Origin of the sequence: Flavobacterium frigoris PS1 (assembly GCF_000252125.1) — a bacterium.
GTDB classification, from domain to species: Bacteria; Bacteroidota; Bacteroidia; order Flavobacteriales; family Flavobacteriaceae; genus Flavobacterium; species Flavobacterium frigoris_A.
In genome coordinates, this window is record NZ_AHKF01000008.1 from 1 (window position 1) to 18,798 (window position 18,798).

The window sequence follows — 18,798 nt, forward strand, 5'->3', positions numbered from 1 at the left end:
AAAATCACGTTCTGAATTTTCGGCTCCCTTTAGGGACGGGCCAAACCGAAAGTTTTAGCGCCTAAAGCAAAAGTAATAAAAAACTGTATTTAATAATGTTTCTTTCTTATTTCCCCTACCCGCCAACGCTGAGACAAAAAAGACACACGAAATCTGTTTTTTGACAACAGACTTTATCTAAAATTACTTTCTAAGTTTTTAGCTTCATTTATTGTCGTGGCAAAATCACGTTCTGAATTTTCGCCTCCCTTTAGGGACGGGGCAAACCGAAAATTTACAGCGCTCGCAACGCTGCACTCCGCCCTTAAATTAAAAACGTCAAAAAACAACATTTGAAATTAAAAGGAGGACTGCCAGTGGCAGTCAGCTAAATACTCAAAAACAGTTTTTGGATTTTTAAGTTTTGATCCCGATAACTATCGGGATCAGGCTTAATCTTTTGTTTCTTTTGCATCAAGGGAAAAGAAAAAGAACTTCTTTCCGTCATTCTGAGCACAGTCGAGGGACACCACTCATTATCGAAAACTAATCACGATAACGCTCAACTCACAACCCCATACATTTTCTCAAACTCTCTTTATAACCCGGAACAACAACTCCATAAATAGCTTTAATCTTACTTTTATCCAATAAAGAAAAAGCGGGACGTTTTGCAGGAGTGGGATAAGATGAGGAAGGAATCCCTGTCACCTCACAAGTATACCCTCCGATTTCTTGAATGGCCAAGACGAATTCGTACCAACTTATTTCTCCTTCATTCGAATAATTATAAATTCCAGGAATCCATTTACCATTGTTTAATATGTCCATCATCGCTTGCGCTAAATCGGCAGCATAAGTCGGAGAACCTATTTGGTCATTCACTACCCCAAGAGTATCACGTTCTTTCAGCAAACGTTGCATCGTTTTTACAAAATTATTACCAAAACGACTGTACACCCATGAAGTTCTAATAATCACAGCTTCTGGATTAACGGCCATTACCGCTAATTCTCCTGCTATTTTAGTCGCTCCATACATATTAATAGGATTTGTGATTGCGTCTTCCTTCAATGCAACTGAAGATGAACCATCAAAAACATAATCAGTAGAAATATGAATTAATTTTACTTTATTGTCCTTTGCATATTGGGCAATAATCTTAACCGACTGATGATTAATAATGTCCGCTAATTCCGGTTCCGTTTCTGCTTTATCTACTGCAGTATAAGCACCACAACTCAATATAACATCAGGCTGAATACTTTCTAATTGTACTTTCAACACAGCTAAATTATCCAAAGATACTTGTGTTCTATCTGCAAAAAACCATTCAAATTGCGAATAATTTTCAGATAACACTTTTAACTCCGAACCTAATTGTCCTGTTGCACCTGTTACTACTATTTTTTTCATTTTGTTTTTTAACTTAAAAGCACATAGCTATTATTGCTGCTTTTATTTTATTTAGATTGTTCCGCTTACAAAGAGATGGAAGTCAAGATCCAACGGAAAACTTTAAACTTTCAAACCTTAAACTTTTAAAGTTTTAAACTATTTTTTTTTAAAACTCCCAATCAACCTCATCAAACCTTGGCAAAACCAAATCCTTTTCTGAAACAATAACTTCCTCAGGACTTAATTGCCAATCAATCGCCAAAGTAGGATCATCGTAACGAATTCCTCTTTCACTTTCTTTACTATACAATTGATCCACTTTATACATTACAGATGCCGTTTCGCTCAAAACCGAAAAACCATGCGCAAAACCATGAGGTACCATCAATTGTTTTTTATTGGCAGCACTTAGCACCACGCTAAAATGTTGTCCATAAGTAGCCGAATTTTTACGCAAATCTACTGCTACATCCAAAATTTCTCCTTCCAAAACACGTACTAATTTTGCTTGTGCAAAAGGATTGATTTGCAAGTGCAACCCTCTAATCACCCCTCTTTTGGAGAAAGACTGATTGTCTTGTATAAAAGGATACATAATTCCATTCTCGTTAAACTTAGCTTGATTATAGGATTCAAAAAAATAACCTCTACTATCCTCAAAAACGGTAGGATTGATTATTACTAAATCTTGAATTGTTGTTTTTTCAATGGTCATATCGTACTTATTATTTTTTGAATGATTGGAATGTTTTCAACAAACCTTCTTTTGATTCTATTGGCAAAGGCTTCCCTAAAGCTTCAATTATTTTATTATTACTAACAATGTAGCTTTCTGTTAATTTTTGCAAGCGCTCTGAATTTAAAGGCAAATATAAGTAATCACCCAATTTTGCAAAGCTTTTAATAATTAAAGTATTTACTCTCCAAATGGATTCTTTTTTACCTAAACTTTTACCTAATATTTGTATCAACTCATTAGTTGATAACGCTTCATCATCAGAAACATTATATACACCCGAAGGAATGCTACCGTTTTCAAGTAATTCTTTAATAACAAAACAAAGATTTTCAATACTTAAGAAAGATCTTTTATTAGTAAAACCTCCAAGAGGCCAAGGTAATCCTTTGGAAACTAATTGATATAATAAATTCAAATTCCCTTTATTCCCTGGTCCATGAATCATACAGGGTCTTAAAATATAAACCTTTTTCCCATCTGGTAAACCCTTTGATAAAATGTACTCTTCAGCTTGGCGTTTCGCTAAGCCATAATGCGTTTTAGGCTTAGCTATATTTTCCTCTGTCAAGATTCCATCAACCTCATCAGCTACAGCTTTTACAGTACTCATAAAAATAAATATCTGAGCTTCTGACCCTAAAAAAGCATCAAATAATTGTTTTGTTAATTCAAAATTAGCATCATAATAATCTTGTGGAACTGAAACTTTTTTTAAATCATGCACTTTACCTGCAAGATGAACTATAGCATCGCACTCCAAATTAATTTTTTGATTTACGAAATAACGAACACTTAGTGATCTAACGCTGTAAAATGGCTTCAAATAGACTTGAAGATTTTGCCCCACAAACCCAGTGGCTCCTGTAATTGATATTTTCATTTATTTAAATTGCGACAATGCTTTTTTATTTATTTCGTCTCGCTCCGCGTCAAAAAACCAGCCCCATTTATTGAAATAAGTAATCGCAGAATTAATGAAAATTTTAAATAACTTACTGTTTTTGTTTGCACCAGAAGTGTATCCATGATAAACGGACACCCTTGGAAAATATATTGTTTTATACTTGAGATGCATTCTACGGGATAAGTCCCAGTCCTCAAAATACATGAAAAATTTATCGTCATACATACCAATTTCTTCTATTGCTTTTAAATTAAGTAAGGTAAAGCAACCAGATAATATGGGAGCATTGTATAACATTTCTCTCTCTACAAATCTTAGTTCATATTTAGCAATAAATTCCTTATATATTGACATCGGTTTTTTAAGCTTCCTCATCAAAATACTATACGGTGTAGGCAATAACTTAGGTAAATTTTGGATGGAACCATCAAAATTTAGAATTTGCGGCATCATCATTCCAATATCAGAATTCTGAATCATGTAATCAACCATTGGCGACACTACATCTTCTGTAAAATAGATATCAGGATTGACAACAAAATGATATTTAAACCCCTTACCTATTGCTTTTTCAATTGCAATGTTATGAGCGGCGCCAAAACCAGGATTAGATGGGTTATGAAAATAAAAAATTTCATCTTCTTTAGTAAAAAGTTTTAGATTGTCATTAAGTGAATTGTCTATTAAAAAAATTTTTATATTCAAATTAGTTTGTTGAATACTCTCTATTGTTTTTGATAATTCATCTACATCATTATTATATAAGACAATTGACATAGAGCACGCCTTTTCGTACATTATTTTTTTATTTTTTTTGAATTTAAAGTATTAATTGAATTGGGTTCTAATAAATTTAATCTGTAATCTCCAAAAAAAGAATCCCAAGAATGCCTGCCATTATCTGTAAAATTATTTTTATCAAATAACAAAGGTTGCCCGTTATCTAATACACATCCCAATTTATAACCTAAGTCCATTACTGTTCTCGACAATTTAATTTCTCCATACTTAATTAAAGCCAATTTATGGTCTATACCACTTCCTGGGAAAGATCCATTTTTACTTACCACTTCTTTTAAAACTTCCGTAGTCGTTATTAAAAAAAAACTTTGTAAATGTGGATTAAAATTGTTTCTAATTAAACTTTGATACATTTTAGTATTGAAAGAAACCCCCATCATTCCGATCGACTCATTAGCTTTAAAAAAATCAAGGTAATCATCAATAAAATCGGTTTGCTTTTTACTAACAGAAGTATTAGTTAATATAACATACTGATTGTCTTCTTCTTTTATGCTTTCAAAAAACACTTCGTAACCAGAAAAATCCATTCCTACATTAGATACTTTCTTGATATTTACATTATTGATCTCAGATTTCAACAAATCGAAATCAGATATTGTAAGTGTCAAATTAAGATCATAACTCCCTTTATAATCTTTAAAGCGTAACAATTGATAGTCTAAGCCACATTCAAACTCGGGAATATTTTTAATTTTTTTTAATCGCTTCCCTTCATATCCTCCCCATTCATGAATGCAGACCGCTAGTTTATTCGTCTTAACAGGAATTCTTTTTTTATTTTTATCGCTTTTATTTTTTGACTTTATAAAATGCCATTTTATAAAATTTTTTCCATATTCATAAGGACTTGTAATTAACTCCCCCAAAAGACTTAAATAAAATTTTTGTTTACTTGATATTAACATTGTAAATATTTTGTGAATTTTATTAAAATTACTTACTTTTTTTAGCGATTTGAAAAGAGAATTATAAACTCAAATATCTTTGTGCTTATCTGCTACCATTTCTTGATAGTATAATAAATGATTATTAGCCATTATTTCAGAAGTAAAAGAAGAGCTCGCTTTTATATAAGCTAATTCACCTTTTTTTTCAGCTTCTAAATACGCCGTATTAATTGCTTGTATTAAAGACTCCGCATTATCAACTTCAAAGAAAGACACTTCTTTCTCTGTGAAAATTTCATGAAAAGAAGGTAAATTAGAACATACTATCGATTTTTTTGCTAATGCTGCTTCCACCATTGCAAGACCAAATCCTTCAGAATAGGATGGCATCATATAAATATCCATAAATTTTAAATACGAATAAGGAGCTTTAACATAAGGTAAAAATAAGACTCTATCTTGTAAGTTATATTTAGCTACTTTTTTCTTCAAGTTTTCTAAGTAGGGCCCCTCACCAAATATTACGTAAACATAATCTGGAAGATAACTAAGAACATCAATAATCTGAGAAAGTCCCTTTCTTTTGCTGATATAGGCATACGAACCTAATATCCTGTACCCTTTTTCTTTATAACTCAGAATTAATTTTTCGATATCTTCTTGAATATTTTCATTATCTGTTATATTACAACCGTTATAAATTGTCTTGATATTTGAAAATAATTTGCCGTATCTATTCTTTAGTTGATCCGAAATTGCTACAACACCATCAAAATTGCGCTGAATATAACACCAGTAATGTCCTAAAAAAAATGACGCAAAACGATTAAACTGGATGGTAAAACTAGTAAATGTATCTTGATGAATAGTACTAACTGTCTTCGCCTTTTTTATGTTTTTTCGATTCTTATATACATAAACATCTGACCATAAAGTATGGCTATGTATGATATCGTATTTATCAAAATCAATGGTGTCTGATTTAGAAATATGGAACACATTACAGTCAAAATGCAAAGTTGAATGCGATTCATTAAAATAATAAACATCAATTAATTCAACCTTATTTTTAAGGTGCTTGACTACATTATTTACAACAACGATGGGTCCCGTATTTACCAAAGATGGTAAAATATAAGCTATTTTCATTTATTCAAAAATTTTGGTTTATCCAAAGTACAAAGCACCAAAAAATAAACGATTGTGGAGATAAAAGATTGTCTTTTTATTTTATTTTTAATACAATACAAAACAATACTACTTTTACTCTTTTCCAGGGACTTAAAAAAGCCCTCTAATAATTTTTTATTCTCAGAATTCAGCTCAGCATTTAATTGCTCAGACAAAACCTTTAACATTAATATTTTTTTTATTTCCCTTCTTTTTAAAACATCAAAATTCAAGAAAAAGCGTTTAACTCGAGCTGAAACATAATGATCTCTAAAACTCCCCGTAACGTTATTCTCATGTTGCCTGTACAACATTAGCGCCTCCTTTAAATGATATATTTTTACATTTATTCCTGATGCCACTAAGCTGATCCAATAATCATGATTTTCAGCAACTTTAGGGATAGGTAAACATCTCTTAGCAAGCTCACCACTGAGCATCATAGTGCATCCATAAACCTGATTTTGCACGATTAGACTTTTAAAGAAAGGAAACAAAAACGGGGATTTTGATGCTTGAATACTACTGGGAAGTGGATTCAATTTCTCGTCAGCATATAAAAAATCAGAATAGAGCATAGAACTACCACTATCCATCATCTTTTTAAACATCAATTCTATTTTATTTGCAAACCAATAATCATCTTGATCACAAAACAGTATAAAATGGGCCTCTTCTGCCACGGCCACTTCCATTAAACGGGCGAAATTTTGACATGCTCCCTTCCCCTTATTCTGATCGTGTTCATCAATTAATTTTATCCTAGTATCCTTCGTAATGTATTTTTTAATAATCGAAACTGTCTCGTCCTTTGACCCATCATCTCTTATCAATAAAGACCAGTCAGTATAAGTTTGAGAAATCAAACTATCTAGCTGTTTCTCTATATACTTTTCTCCATTATAAGATGCTAATAAAATGTAAACTAACGACGCCATATGAATTGAATTAAAAAAAAATTATCAAATAATTAAACTTGATTTAAATATATTAATCAATAATATACCTAAAGACCAAACAACAACTATTACTACAGAAATATAGCGAGGAGAAATGATATAATATAAAAGAGGAAATAATATAATTTCAACTATACCTAGCAATTCATTAACTCTTCCTGCCAGAACAGGCATCATTGCAAGCGCGGGATACATGAATAACGAAACTGCATAAATATTTAGTAATACTATTGTATATTTATTATGCGTCATCAAAAGCTTATGTTTATATAACAAAAAATAAAAAATAAGAATCTTTGCAAGGAAAACATAGTTAAACACGTTAATATCAGTAAAAAAGTCAGCTGTACCTAACTCTTGTAAAGCAGCATATAAATCTAATTTATCTTGTACGTAAGGAATTGGAATAAAATTTAACACTGTTACTTTTAGAAAGTAAATAACATATGCAGCAGGTACAAGCGCTGTAAGAAAATATAAGTTTGCTTTATCTTTGAATTTCCCTAAAAACCATAAAGGCAATATTATTAATGCAGAAATATGAAAAAATATAGCTAATAAAGCAAATAACAGAAATTTTTTAACATCCCTGTCATAAATAGGTTTGACGCACAAAAGTAAAAAAGCAGCTGCAACTCCTACACGAATTTGAATCATTTCATGTAGTATGAAAAAGTTAGCAACATAAACTACCACTGATAAAAGCCATAAATTTGTTAATTGCTTTATCGCTGCTAATTTTAAGGAAACGCCTAGGACGGCATAAATTAAAAATACAAATAGTACATTATTAAAAACAAAATGAACAAATTTTGCTATAAATACAAAAGACAACTCAACGATTACATCCCCACTTTTAATATCTTCGTACAAAATTAAATAAGAGCTATAGTCTGGAAATTGGCTTCCTATTCGAAAACCAGAAAAAAGTATTAAAAATGCACCTATGACAATTAGAAAAATTTCACTTAATTTTCCAGTATGATTTATAGGTAAAAAAGCTAGTAACACCGTTATTAAAAAAAGGAGAAATGTTAAAACTATCACTTAATTTTCACTGTTTTTTTAAAAATATTATACGATTCATCCCACTTATACTTTTGAATATTAGTACTTCCATTTTTTGCTATTTGATAGCGTATTTTATCATTATCAATTAGTCTAATTATATTCTCTGCCATTAACTGAAAGTCTCCGGGCTCACTTAGCAAAGCGGTATCCTCATTTTTGGCCATAATATTGTAACCCTCAATATTAGTGCAAGCAACTGCACATCCGCAAATCATTGCCTCACCAACAGTTAACCCCCAGCCTTCTGAATGACTTGTTCCGATAAAAATAGCGGCCTCATTGTATATTTTATTATGCAAATCCTTATCCGGTGTTTGAATATACTTAATCCAAGAAGGCAAATTTTTTGGTCTTTCAGGATATCCAAAAAAAGAAGCTTTTAATAATGGAAATTTATCTCTAACAATTTCTAACGATTTCAAACCATCATCACATCCTTTTGCCGATGATAAATGAAATAACATTGCTATCTGGTATTTATATCTATCTTCAACATCTATTGTTTTTTTAAAGTAATTAAAATCAAAACCATTTAAAATTAATTCTGCTTTTTGTCCACGTGATTCTACTACTTTCAAAAGATGAGGGGAAACAACTATTTTTGTAAGTCCCAAATCCAGCGTTTCAAGAAAACGCTCTTCTCCATTGCACCATGTTTCATAACCCTGGATGAAATAGATTTTTTTACCTGAAAAAGCTAAATTATCAAGCCGCTCAGCGGTTTCAGCTGACGTTGCAACAATAACATCAGAATTAGGTATATGTTTTTGATCTAAAGATGGAACCCAAAAAATCTTGACCTTCTTATCTAAATCGAACCAATGATAAGGGGTATACTGATTATTAGCTTTATAATAAACGTACCGTAAAGCACTCTTAAATTTATTAATGAAATTTTCTCCATTAAAAAAGACCGTAGCTGGTAAAACTATCCTAATGTCATATCCTTCACTAACAAATCGGTTTGCATATTCATATACCACCTTAAATCCTCCTACTGGATATTTAGAATGACTAGGTAAAAGAAAAGTTATTGTGGGTTTCATAATAGGTGTATCGCTTTCAGAGGATAGAATTAAAATAATTATTCTCAAATTTAAGTAACTAAAAACCTATCCAGTTGTGAATAGATTTAACTTTATCCACGTTACATAAATTCTGCAGATGTTTTTCCTTTTCTAATTATAGTCAATAGTGTCTTCATTTTCAGATTAACTCTAGAAAGCATATAATGGCTAAAGGGGGCCAGTCTCACTAACGTTGTTGCTTTGTATTCCTTCAACTTTGAGTAGTCCTTTTTTACCAATATCTCATGAATTAACCATTTCTTTTGAAATAAAATTAAGCTTTCATAGGAAGGCTCAATAGGATTCTGTAAAGCATGAAAATAGAGCTGAATGCGACAAATCCCTTCTATAAACCTTAATCTCTTATCTAATGACGCAGAACGACTTGCAGACTCTAGAGAGGAACAGTAAGTTATTGTACTAAGAGGAATGTAATGAAAAAGTGTATGTGGGGCAAATGCAAGCCACATAGCATGGTCTTCTGCGACAAATTTCATCTTAATCCATTCTTCGAAATCAGTAAAGCATAGCAGATCTGCACGGAATAAAACTGAAATTGCATAAATAAAATTTACTTTAAACATATTTGCTAAAACATCTCCTTCAGGACAATCACGAGCTCTACTTGGACGAAAAGTTTGATTTGTAATAGGATCATAGGTATCTGCCTCAGTGTGCACAACTCCAAAATCCGGATTATTCTCTAAAAATTCAACTTGAAGTTGCAGTTTAGAGGGATTATGCCACCAATCATCACCAGTACAAGTTGCGATGTACTTCCCTCTGCATGCTTTCAAGCAATCTGAATAATTTTTCATCAAACCCTTATTAGGTGCTTGAGGTAACACCCTGATAACATTAGGGAATTTCAATGCATATTGCTCGCAGATCAAACGTGTATTACCCGTTGGAGAAGCATCTTCTCCAATAATAATTTCAAAAGAATAATCAGTTTGTTGCCCTAAAATGCTGTCAAGAGCGCGACCTATTGTTTCTTCTTGATTGTAACAAATAACTACAACTGAAATTAAAGGAGCTTGATTCATTACCTTTTTAAAATTTTATTTATAATTCCTTTTACATCCATAATTGAATTCAAATGATATAGAGAATACCCTATAGAAATCACTAAAGCTAGCACCGACAAAAATAAACGAAAAGTGCCACTAAGATATTCTTGTGAATAAAAAGCAAACGTAAGAAGTAGGATGAATACAGCAATAACTTTCAAATTAGACTTAGATACGTGTATACCAAATTTATTGTAACTATAAATGTAAGTAAATAAAACAGAAACAAGCTGCGCTATAAAAAAGGATAACCCTATACCAACAAAACCTAAATAATCCCAACCAAAATAAACAATTGACATATAAATAACCGTATACGAAATACTATAGGACATATATAACTTCCCATGCCCTTTTGCCAAGAAGACAAAGCCACATGGCCAAGAAATTATTTTAAAGAAATCACCCAAAACTTGCCATTTAAGAATAGCAACAGCCCCAATAAATTGAGCTGAATATAATAGTCGAATTGCAATATCTGCAAAACCCACCATTCCAATAATAATTGGAGATGCAAGAAGAAGAACAATATACAGCTGAGAATTTACAGCCTCATGTAATTTCTTGTTATCATCGTGAATTGACGATAACTTTGGGTAGTAATCGCTAGCCATTGCACCTAATACTATTGACAGATACATTGTGGCAATTGTATTAGCAGCAGTAAAAAGTCCAACACCTTCAACATTCGTTTTATCTGCAATAAAAGCTCTTAGCCCTAGTCCTGCCATTTGATCAAATACACTAACGACTATAGTAAAAAAACCAATTCGAATCATGCCTTTAGCACCTAGCCAAGAATCTGAAAGTGCTATTTTGCCGAAATCAGGAATTGCTAATTTTCGATAAAAGTAATAAGACACTACAAAATTAATAAAACCCGTAATTATAAGTGAAGGTACAATTCCATCTTCTTTAAACTGCAGGTAAAGAAGGACTGAAAATAACGAACTTATTAAATTTGCGACGATAGCCGATTTTGCCATCATTAAAATCGACCTTTTCCCTTGCATTACGGCTTGAAAACCTGAACTAATAGTAGTAAAAAAAATTGAAATTGATAAAAATGCGATACCAAAAGTATAACTATTATCGCTAAACAAAAATGTACTCAAAGGCAAGCAAAACACCAAGGTGATGAAACCACCTAAAAGCGCCGACATCAAAACCCATTTGTTAAAGATCTTTACAATTTTTGAAACTTCAATATCGTCTTTCTTAGCCGCGGCGATTGAAATATCTCTAACTCCGCTGAAAGCTAAACCGAAACCTGCGATATTTTTTATCATCTCGGTGGCTGTAGTTAATATACCAACGATTCCAACACCCGAAGGACCTAAAATAATTGCAATAATTTTAGTCCTGATTAATGATATTAAAATATTAATTACTTGTCCACCACCCACGGTCCCAGTAGCTTTTAAAGCCGCCTTGGATTCTTGCTTTTCACTCATTATTAAACGGAAAATCCAATTTTTTGATATTGATCTTTAAAACGGTTCACCCATTTATCCCATTCCTCGACTGATGCTAATTTATTTTTGCTTTTATTCAATAAACTCTTGATATCACTTTCAAGTATGTCTTGTGGATAACCAGACATAGGGTCTAAATCTCCAGCGTACCAAGCTTTGTTCATCAAATCATTATATATAAATGGATTAAAATCAATTCCAGGAAAAACATTAGTTGCAGACGACGTAAAACTTGTATTTAAAACATCCTTTTTACTCACTCCATACTTGACTGATTTTTCAGTTTTATAAAAATTCAAAGCTTTTTTTAATTGTTCATCTTCATTCACCACACCTGAAAAATCTTTCCAAAGGTGTGAATAATATTTCTTAGAGAATATTGCTCCTGCAACATTATAAATGGTATAATAATTTATTACACCATTATTTTTAATATTAAATCGATTTAAAATAGACCAAATTTTAAATGGATTACCCAAATACAAATTCTTGAACAAAAATTCATTTTTCGTTACTAACTTAGGTTTTATTTCATTTACGTAAGCTGATACTGAGTTAAGCTTTCCAGAAATCAGTCTTGAGTTACCAAAATAAAATAATTTTATCATGCACATATTCTGTGACTCCATTAGATCAATCATAGCACGAGTCTCAATTTTATCCGTAACCCAAATATCATCTTCTAATACAATAAAATATTCCTCATTATTATTTGCGATATTTGATAGCCAAAATTGAGTTGGAATCTCCATTTCGTCTATTTTCTCTCCTTTTAAGACAAATTTCTCAATCTTATCAACCTTCGCTTTGTAAAAAGGAGAAAGTCTTATCTCTACAGTTGGATATTTCTCTTTTATCCTTTCTAAGTACTTAGGATTTGTTCCGTCATCTAAAACTATTATCGACAAATCAACATCAATAATATTGAGCAAAATGCTTTGGATACATCTATCCAAATAATAAGGCCTATTAAATGATTTTATAAAAACATTCATTAATATATATTTTATTTTTTAAATTTCTTATCTGTCCATATCATTTACACAAAATGCAAAGACAAAAAAGAGTAGAGAAGTCGAACTACATACTATATTCATTAAATACTACTAAAAAAGATAGATTAAAATAAATAAAGAATTGTAAAGTTTAAGGAAAACAAGCTCAAAAACTAGCCATTAAAAGCATTTAATACAGCTACTACTTTTAGAATTTCATCAGTATCAATCACTGCACTTATTGGCAGGCTTAAAACTTGTGCATGAATTTGCTCCGTAATAGCTAATGAAATAGCTGACATATATGAATAACATTCTTGTTTATATAAAGGAATTGGATAATGGATTAAAGTTTGAATTCCATGTTCCTGTAAATAAGCTTGTAATTCATCTCTTTTATTACAGCGAATAACAAAAACATGCCAAACATGACCATCGACTTCATCTAAAGAAGGTAAGATGATCTTGCTGTTTTTTATATTTGCAATATAATATGCAGCAATCGCTCTACGACCTTGCGTTTCAGCTTCCAAATAACGCAACTTCACATTTAAAAAAGCAGCTTGTATTTCGTCCATACGACTATTTAAGCCTTGGTAACGATTTACGTATTTTTGCGATGAGCCATAGTTGGCTAAAGTCCGTACCGTTTCTGCTAATTCTACATCTTTCGTTACAACCGCTCCTGCGTCTCCCAAAGCTCCTAAATTTTTACCTGGATAAAAACTAAAACCAGCGGCATCTCCTAAATTACCTGTTCGAACACCATTAAAACGAGCTCCAATAGCTTGTGCATTGTCTTCAATAATTTTTAAATTATGCTTCTCGGCTAAGGCAACCAATTCAGAACCCCAACAAACACGGCCATATAAATGAACAACCATAATAGCTTTTGTCTTTGCCGTAATTTTATTCTCTATCAAATTTAAATCTAAATTATAAGAGCTTAAATCTGGCTCAACTAAGACAGGTATTAATCCATTATCAGTAATCGCCAGTACCGAGGCGATATATGTATTTGCAGGAACAATCACTTCATCTCCTTGCTTCATCAAGCCTAATTCTATATAAGCCTTAAAGATAAGCCGCAAAGCATCTAAACCATTAGCAACAGCTACTGCATTTCCGCCTTCTTGAAAAACTTCTAAACTGCTTTCAAATTGTTTCACTTGTTCCCCAAGTAAATACCAGCCGCTATCGATAACTTCAGCTGCCGCTTTCTTAAGTTCTTCAGCGTACTGACCATTTATCTTTTGTAAATCTAAAAATTTAATCATCTTTTTACTGGTTTAAACCCTTCTAAAAAATATTCGTCTCCTGTTTTCTTATCCTTCAAATCTAAATCTAATAAGCAAAAATCGTCTGTTATATACCCTTTATGTACTGCGGGATTACCGTACCATACCGTATAAGGCAACGTACTTTTTGTTAAAACACTTCCCGCCCCAATCAAAGTTTTAAAACCAATTTCAATACCGCACAAAATTGTAGAATTTGCACCTATGGAAACTGACTCGTTTATTATAGTCTTTTCATTTTGGTATTCCTTATTCTTAGAAATAGGAATTCTGTCATTTGTAAAAGTAACATTAGGCCCTATCATTACTTTATTTTTAATAGACACACCATCCCATATTTGCACACCAGGCTTTATAGTAACATCATCGCCTATAACGACATCGTTTTCAATAAAAACATTACAATTTATATTACATCGATTGCCAATTACTGCTTCCTTAAGTATTATTGAAAACTGCCAAACAAAAGTATCCTTCCCTATATTATTAGACTGAACATCAGATAATTTGTGTATCATTTTTGTATTTTATAAATTCATCATAATCCCTGATATAATCACTTTCATTGTATTCATGAGAAGCCAAAACCAAGCAAATAGAACCACTAGAAAAACCTTTAATTTCCCTCCAGATACCCGGTTGAATATGTAATGCCTTTGATGGGTCGTTTAAGAAAAATTCGTTTTTATTAACCCCATCATCTAATACAAATGTAAACGATCCGCTTGCTGCAACTATATATTGCTGCAAGTCATAATGTCCATGCCCGCCTCTATCAGCACCCATAGGAACATCATATAAATAATAAATTCTCTTGATATCAAAAGGAATATTTTTATTATTTTCTAATACTGTAATATTTCCTGCTTCATTATGCACTTTAGATAAATCTACTATTTTGCAGTCCCAAACGTTATACATTCTTCAAAGTTTTAAATTCCTCAAAATCTCTAATATAATCATCTTTTGAAAAGGGATCACTAGAAATATGTAATGCTAAAGAATTAGTAGAAAAATTCTCAATATGCCTCCATGTTTTAGCCGGCAAGTACAATCCGTAGTAACTCCTATTTAAAGAAAAGGTATCTGTACTACCGTCATCATTTGTAACAACTACATCAAAACTTCCACTTAGAGCTACAATGATTTCCTTCTGATTAAAGTAAGCATGTCCCCCTCGAATTTCTCCACCAGGAACATCATAAGTCCAAAATATTCTTTGAATCTCAAAAGGAATTTGATCTTTATGCTGCAGAAAGGTAAGGTTTCCTCTTGGATCCTGAATTTTTGGGAAATTTAAAATAACCGGTTTCATATTATAAAGATAGATAAGATAAAAAACTATTTAAGAATCAATTTAACTAACCTTCTAAAGACCAAATAGATCACTGTCAAAAGACCTGCCAAGAATCCTCCCACAACAATCCCTTTAAGTTTTCCAAACTTCTCTTTAGGTAAAGGTAAAATGGGTCTGTCAATTACTTGTATTAAAGGAGTCTCTCTTCGCACTGTGACTTTAGCTAATTCACTTTGCTTAATTAGCTCTGTTAATATTGCTGTATTAGCCTGCACGTCTACTTGTCTTCTTGCTGAAGGTGCACGACGAACATTTAGAGCGGGGTTCAAATTGAAATTATTATCGTTAGCCACAGCAACACCGTTAATAGCACCATTTAGTTCTCTCCTAATGGAATCTGTCTGACGTTTTAAGATTAACATGTTTTCTGTAGATTTCTTACTTTTAGTCTCTACATAAAATTGAGAAACTTTAGTAGCTAAGGCTTCACAAAAGTATTTAGAAAAAAGCTCATTAGAAGAAAGAACATCAATACTTATTATCGCAATTTTTTTGTCCTTTTGACCTACGACTAATGCTTTAGAGAGGTTTTTATAGATAGCCCCCAAAATACTGTCATGAACTCTAGTAAAACCCTTTCGGTCAGAATTAGGTAAAAATTTTATATTCCTTAAATTAGGTTCCTTTTCCCAGCTTTCCCTCCAACCACTATCTTCAATATACATTTCTGCTAAAGAGATAGTTTTCCCGTCTATACTAACGGGAGTCAGTAAAGTTTGTTCAACCATGGAACGTGATTTAAATAATTCGGCCAAGTTAGCACCTGTAAAAACACCACCTGCTCCACCTCCAATATCTAAACCAAGTGTACTAGCTAAACCTAATGCACCTCCTATTCCACCACTTCCCGATTTTTCATCTTCTAGAGCAAAAGACAAACTAGCGGTGTAAACTGGCTCTCTAGAAAAAGAATACGCCAAGCCTACCAATGCCCCTATTATTCCTGCTAAAAAAATAATTTTCCATTTGGAAATCAAAAAATTAAACCATTCTTTAACCGTGATGATTACTTCTTTTATCGCAATTTCATCCTCATGATTCTTTTTGCTTACTTCATTCATGTTACTCATTATCTTAAAATTGCTATGATAACACCTGCTAAACTTGCCAAAACACCTGCTATGCTCACAAATTCACCCGTACTCATTTTTTTGACTTCTGGTTTCTCAGGAACTATAATTTGCGATCCAGGCGTAACCGTAGGATAGGATTTTATAAACAAGAAAGAATGAGCAACAGCAGCCTTTCCATTTGGGTAAATAATATAAGCTTTCTTTTTCCATCCTTTACTATCTATGCCACCCACTGCATTTAAATAATAATTAAAGCCTTTCCCTTTACTATAAGGTATTTCAGACGTCAATAAAACGTTCCCAGCTACTTTCACTCCTTCATTGAATGTAGACACCTCAATCTCATCCCCCGGAAACAATGTGACATTTGTACTACTCTTTCTATCTTTAACGATAGATCTCCAATCCACTGGAATAATAGCAAATTTTATATCTTCTTTTAATTTCTTTTCTATCTTGTTTTGTATGCTGTCTTTTTTTCCCAAGTTCAAATTGATACTCTCTACTTCTTCAATTTGTTTTGCTTTAATAGGTCTTTTAATTTTCACACCGTCTAAGTTAGCCACTGAAGTCAAACCACCAGCTCTTTCTATAATGTCGTAAACTCTTGATTTCTTGCTCGCCAACACATATTTACCTGCATAATTAACAGCCCCACTGATGATCACCATCTCTGGTTTTTCATAAACTGCCATTCTACGTATATTAACCACATCAAAAGGAAATAATTCAAAGTTTTTAGCTTGTTCATTATCATCAGGTGTAATCATAATATTAAATAATTCTGCCTTATTCGGATTAGCATCATCGATTACTTCTGATACAATCATTCTAGCAACTTCTACTCTTTTTGAAGCAGAACCAGTTAAGCCTCCTGCCTGAACGAGAAAATCATTCAAAGTCAACCCTTCATGATAGTCATAAATTCCAGGTTTCTTAATTTCGCCATCAATAGTAATTTTATACTCTTCGACAAAATCCAAAATAGAATAAACAGTGATTATATCTTCCCTATTTAAAGCTATATCTGCCTGTAAATCCCCTTTCAAGGCCTGCTCTAAATCAATATTAACAATTTCAGTGGTCAAATCAGATTTTAGTCTAATGATTCTTGCTCTTTTGCTATAAGCATCTTCTTTTAGTCCATCTGCCTTCAAAATTAAATCTGAAATTCGCATTCCTTCGTAAAATGAATACGTATCTGGCCTAAAAACGGCACCTTCAATTTTAATCCTATTTTCAAAACGATTCAAAATTTTAGTCACCCTAAATTCATCCCCTGACTGCGGTCTATAAGTATTGAATTCTGCTGAAGTGATGTCACGCACTTTAAATTCTTTAGCCGTTTTCTGCAGTACATTCACAGAGGCAGTATAAGCAAACTCATTAAATCCAGATGCAAAAGACAATAAATCGCTAAAAGTCTCCCCTTTTTTCATTTCAAAAATACCCGGTCTCTTAACCTGACCCTCTACTGTAACTCTTTGATTGTATGCAGGAATCCGGATCACATCATTGTCTTTTAAACCTACATTATCAGACTGATCACCATTAACTAAAAAATGATAAATATCAACCGTTCTATATATTTTATTATCTCTTAGTAACTCGATGTTTCTATAACTTCCATTCTTTCCCGGACCTCCTCCTAAGAACAAGGCATTGTAAACCGTTGCCAAAGAAGAAATAGAATAGTTTCCAGGCTGCTTACTTCCTATAATTGTCACCTTAATGGTGCGAATTCGACTTAAACTAATACTTACTTGCGATTGTCCAGAACTAACTGTACTGTATACTTTTGCAAAAGCCCCTTTAATTTTTTGGGTTGCAGCCTCTATTGTCATTCCCGAAACTGAAATCTGACCTACATACTGAATATTCACTTTCCCTTCTAAGGAAACAGGAATACTAGCATTAAATTCTTGCACTCCATAAACGCTTACTTGTAGTTCATCACCTGGACCCAATATATAATTTATAGGCGTAGCCAATTTCAAATTGGGTTCAAAATTTAATGTTGGATTATCAAACAACTGAGAACCAAAAACCAACGCATTTACACTATCTTTAATTTTAGTATTGACTATTTTTTCTAGTTTCCTACTCAGTTCCAATGAATCCTCACCTTCTTTCATATCATCCTTTTTATCAGGAGTAGAAGTAGTATCATTTGAACTTAAACGTAATTTTAATTTAGCAAATTCAGTAGCAGACATTCCTTTAGCCAAAGCCATTAGCTCCGCTTGCTCTATACTTACATTATTATTCTGCATTTGAGTCTTCAACTTTAAAACATCACTGTCTGACAAGTAATCAACCTTCAAAGTACTTAAATCACCACTTTTCAACAAATCTTGCGCAACAACCGTTGATGATTGAAAAAGGGCTAATAAAATTAGAGCCACAATAACTATTTTTTTCATAAGGTATCCAAAAATTAATTTATCAATTTAAAATTTCTTTCCTGTCTAATAAAGACCTACAATTTCTTCAAGAATATTCAGAAAATTGCACGGCTTCGCCACAGTGACTCACAACCATAGTGGGCACAA

The 18,798-nt window shown here is 32.3% G+C and carries 18 protein-coding genes; all 18 read right to left on the minus strand.

Annotated features, from left to right (window positions below; all coding sequences use genetic code 11):
• Positions 1 to 546: 546 nt before the first annotated feature.
• Positions 547 to 1,395, minus strand: coding sequence for a dTDP-4-dehydrorhamnose reductase (gene rfbD, locus HJ01_RS01450; RefSeq protein WP_007136480.1), 849 nt, complete (start codon positions 1,393 to 1,395; stop codon positions 547 to 549).
• Between the two features lie 148 nt (positions 1,396 to 1,543).
• Positions 1,544 to 2,092 carry a dTDP-4-dehydrorhamnose 3,5-epimerase gene (gene rfbC / locus HJ01_RS01455; RefSeq protein ID WP_007136481.1) on the minus strand — a complete coding sequence of 183 codons (549 nt, stop codon included), beginning with the start codon at positions 2,090 to 2,092 and terminating at the stop codon, positions 1,544 to 1,546.
• A 10-nt stretch (positions 2,093 to 2,102) separates the two neighbouring features.
• Complete coding sequence (locus tag HJ01_RS01460; protein WP_007136482.1) at positions 2,103 to 2,996, minus strand: NAD-dependent epimerase/dehydratase family protein; 894 nt, start codon at positions 2,994 to 2,996, stop codon at positions 2,103 to 2,105.
• A complete protein-coding gene (locus HJ01_RS01465; protein WP_238531057.1) occupies positions 2,997 to 3,797 on the minus strand; it encodes a glycosyltransferase in 801 nt (266 codons plus the stop codon).
• A 20-nt stretch (positions 3,798 to 3,817) separates the two neighbouring features.
• Complete coding sequence (locus tag HJ01_RS01470; RefSeq protein WP_007136484.1) at positions 3,818 to 4,729, minus strand: hypothetical protein; 912 nt, start codon at positions 4,727 to 4,729, stop codon at positions 3,818 to 3,820.
• 69 nt (positions 4,730 to 4,798) lie between these two features.
• The gene (locus HJ01_RS01475) at positions 4,799 to 5,860 is read right to left on the minus strand and encodes a glycosyltransferase family 4 protein (protein WP_007136485.1); all 1,062 of its coding nucleotides are present in this window, start codon (positions 5,858 to 5,860) and stop codon (positions 4,799 to 4,801) included.
• Positions 5,857 to 6,819, minus strand: a complete 963-nt coding sequence (locus tag HJ01_RS01480; protein ID WP_007136486.1) for a glycosyltransferase family 2 protein — start codon at positions 6,817 to 6,819, stop codon at positions 5,857 to 5,859. The genes HJ01_RS01475 and HJ01_RS01480 overlap by 4 nt, the downstream gene beginning before the upstream one ends.
• 24 nt (positions 6,820 to 6,843) lie before the next feature.
• Positions 6,844 to 7,887: an EpsG family protein gene (locus tag HJ01_RS01485; RefSeq protein ID WP_040473593.1), complete on the minus strand. Its 1,044-nt coding sequence runs from the start codon at positions 7,885 to 7,887 to the stop codon at positions 6,844 to 6,846.
• A complete protein-coding gene (locus HJ01_RS01490) occupies positions 7,884 to 9,005 on the minus strand; it encodes a glycosyltransferase family 4 protein (RefSeq protein ID WP_138984264.1) in 1,122 nt (373 codons plus the stop codon). Before HJ01_RS01490 ends, HJ01_RS01485 begins: the two co-directional genes overlap by 4 nt.
• A gap of 53 nt (positions 9,006 to 9,058) precedes the next feature.
• The gene (locus tag HJ01_RS17090) at positions 9,059 to 10,024 is read right to left on the minus strand and encodes a glycosyltransferase family 2 protein (protein ID WP_007136489.1); all 966 of its coding nucleotides are present in this window, start codon (positions 10,022 to 10,024) and stop codon (positions 9,059 to 9,061) included.
• On the minus strand, positions 10,024 to 11,502 hold the full coding sequence (locus HJ01_RS01500) for an oligosaccharide flippase family protein (RefSeq protein ID WP_007136490.1): 1,479 nt from the start codon (positions 11,500 to 11,502) through the stop codon (positions 10,024 to 10,026). The genes HJ01_RS17090 and HJ01_RS01500 overlap by 1 nt, the downstream gene beginning before the upstream one ends.
• Before the next feature lie 2 nt (positions 11,503 to 11,504).
• Positions 11,505 to 12,518: a hypothetical protein gene (locus tag HJ01_RS01505; protein WP_007136491.1), complete on the minus strand. Its 1,014-nt coding sequence runs from the start codon at positions 12,516 to 12,518 to the stop codon at positions 11,505 to 11,507.
• Positions 12,519 to 12,691: 173 nt separating this feature from the next.
• A complete protein-coding gene (locus tag HJ01_RS01510; RefSeq protein ID WP_007136492.1) occupies positions 12,692 to 13,795 on the minus strand; it encodes a DegT/DnrJ/EryC1/StrS family aminotransferase in 1,104 nt (367 codons plus the stop codon).
• The gene (locus tag HJ01_RS01515) at positions 13,792 to 14,334 is read right to left on the minus strand and encodes an acyltransferase (RefSeq protein WP_007136493.1); all 543 of its coding nucleotides are present in this window, start codon (positions 14,332 to 14,334) and stop codon (positions 13,792 to 13,794) included. The genes HJ01_RS01510 and HJ01_RS01515 overlap by 4 nt, the downstream gene beginning before the upstream one ends.
• Positions 14,315 to 14,737: a sugar 3,4-ketoisomerase gene (locus HJ01_RS17710; RefSeq protein ID WP_007136494.1), complete on the minus strand. Its 423-nt coding sequence runs from the start codon at positions 14,735 to 14,737 to the stop codon at positions 14,315 to 14,317. Before HJ01_RS17710 ends, HJ01_RS01515 begins: the two co-directional genes overlap by 20 nt.
• The gene (locus HJ01_RS17715) at positions 14,730 to 15,131 is read right to left on the minus strand and encodes a sugar 3,4-ketoisomerase (protein ID WP_007136495.1); all 402 of its coding nucleotides are present in this window, start codon (positions 15,129 to 15,131) and stop codon (positions 14,730 to 14,732) included. The genes HJ01_RS17710 and HJ01_RS17715 overlap by 8 nt, the downstream gene beginning before the upstream one ends.
• 26 nt (positions 15,132 to 15,157) lie before the next feature.
• On the minus strand, positions 15,158 to 16,234 hold the full coding sequence (locus tag HJ01_RS01530; RefSeq protein ID WP_100208507.1) for a Wzz/FepE/Etk N-terminal domain-containing protein: 1,077 nt from the start codon (positions 16,232 to 16,234) through the stop codon (positions 15,158 to 15,160).
• 8 nt (positions 16,235 to 16,242) lie between these two features.
• Positions 16,243 to 18,669 (minus strand): SLBB domain-containing protein, encoded by a 2,427-nt coding sequence (locus HJ01_RS01535; RefSeq protein WP_007136497.1) that lies wholly within the window; start codon positions 18,667 to 18,669, stop codon positions 16,243 to 16,245.
• Positions 18,670 to 18,798 lie beyond the last annotated feature (129 nt).

Coding starts and splice junctions, on each gene's coding strand:
- HJ01_RS01535 (WP_007136497.1), bottom strand. CDS start 18,669: ATGAAAAAAATAGTTATTGTGGCTCTAATTTTATTAGCCCTTTTTCAA.
- rfbC (WP_007136481.1), bottom strand. CDS start 2,092: ATGACCATTGAAAAAACAACAATTCAAGATTTAGTAATAATCAATCCT.
- HJ01_RS01475 (WP_007136485.1), bottom strand. CDS start 5,860: ATGAAAATAGCTTATATTTTACCATCTTTGGTAAATACGGGACCCATC.
- HJ01_RS01515 (WP_007136493.1), bottom strand. CDS start 14,334: ATGATACACAAATTATCTGATGTTCAGTCTAATAATATAGGGAAGGAT.
- HJ01_RS17715 (WP_007136495.1), bottom strand. CDS start 15,131: ATGAAACCGGTTATTTTAAATTTCCCAAAAATTCAGGATCCAAGAGGA.
- HJ01_RS01530 (WP_100208507.1), bottom strand. CDS start 16,234: ATGAATGAAGTAAGCAAAAAGAATCATGAGGATGAAATTGCGATAAAA.
- HJ01_RS17710 (WP_007136494.1), bottom strand. CDS start 14,737: ATGTATAACGTTTGGGACTGCAAAATAGTAGATTTATCTAAAGTGCAT.
- HJ01_RS01460 (WP_007136482.1), bottom strand. CDS start 2,996: ATGAAAATATCAATTACAGGAGCCACTGGGTTTGTGGGGCAAAATCTT.
- HJ01_RS01470 (WP_007136484.1), bottom strand. CDS start 4,729: ATGTTAATATCAAGTAAACAAAAATTTTATTTAAGTCTTTTGGGGGAG.
- HJ01_RS01505 (WP_007136491.1), bottom strand. CDS start 12,518: ATGAATGTTTTTATAAAATCATTTAATAGGCCTTATTATTTGGATAGA.
- HJ01_RS01500 (WP_007136490.1), bottom strand. CDS start 11,502: ATGAGTGAAAAGCAAGAATCCAAGGCGGCTTTAAAAGCTACTGGGACC.
- rfbD (WP_007136480.1), bottom strand. CDS start 1,395: ATGAAAAAAATAGTAGTAACAGGTGCAACAGGACAATTAGGTTCGGAG.
- HJ01_RS01480 (WP_007136486.1), bottom strand. CDS start 6,819: ATGGCGTCGTTAGTTTACATTTTATTAGCATCTTATAATGGAGAAAAG.
- HJ01_RS01510 (WP_007136492.1), bottom strand. CDS start 13,795: ATGATTAAATTTTTAGATTTACAAAAGATAAATGGTCAGTACGCTGAA.
- HJ01_RS17090 (WP_007136489.1), bottom strand. CDS start 10,024: ATGAATCAAGCTCCTTTAATTTCAGTTGTAGTTATTTGTTACAATCAA.
- HJ01_RS01465 (WP_238531057.1), bottom strand. CDS start 3,797: ATGTCAATTGTCTTATATAATAATGATGTAGATGAATTATCAAAAACA.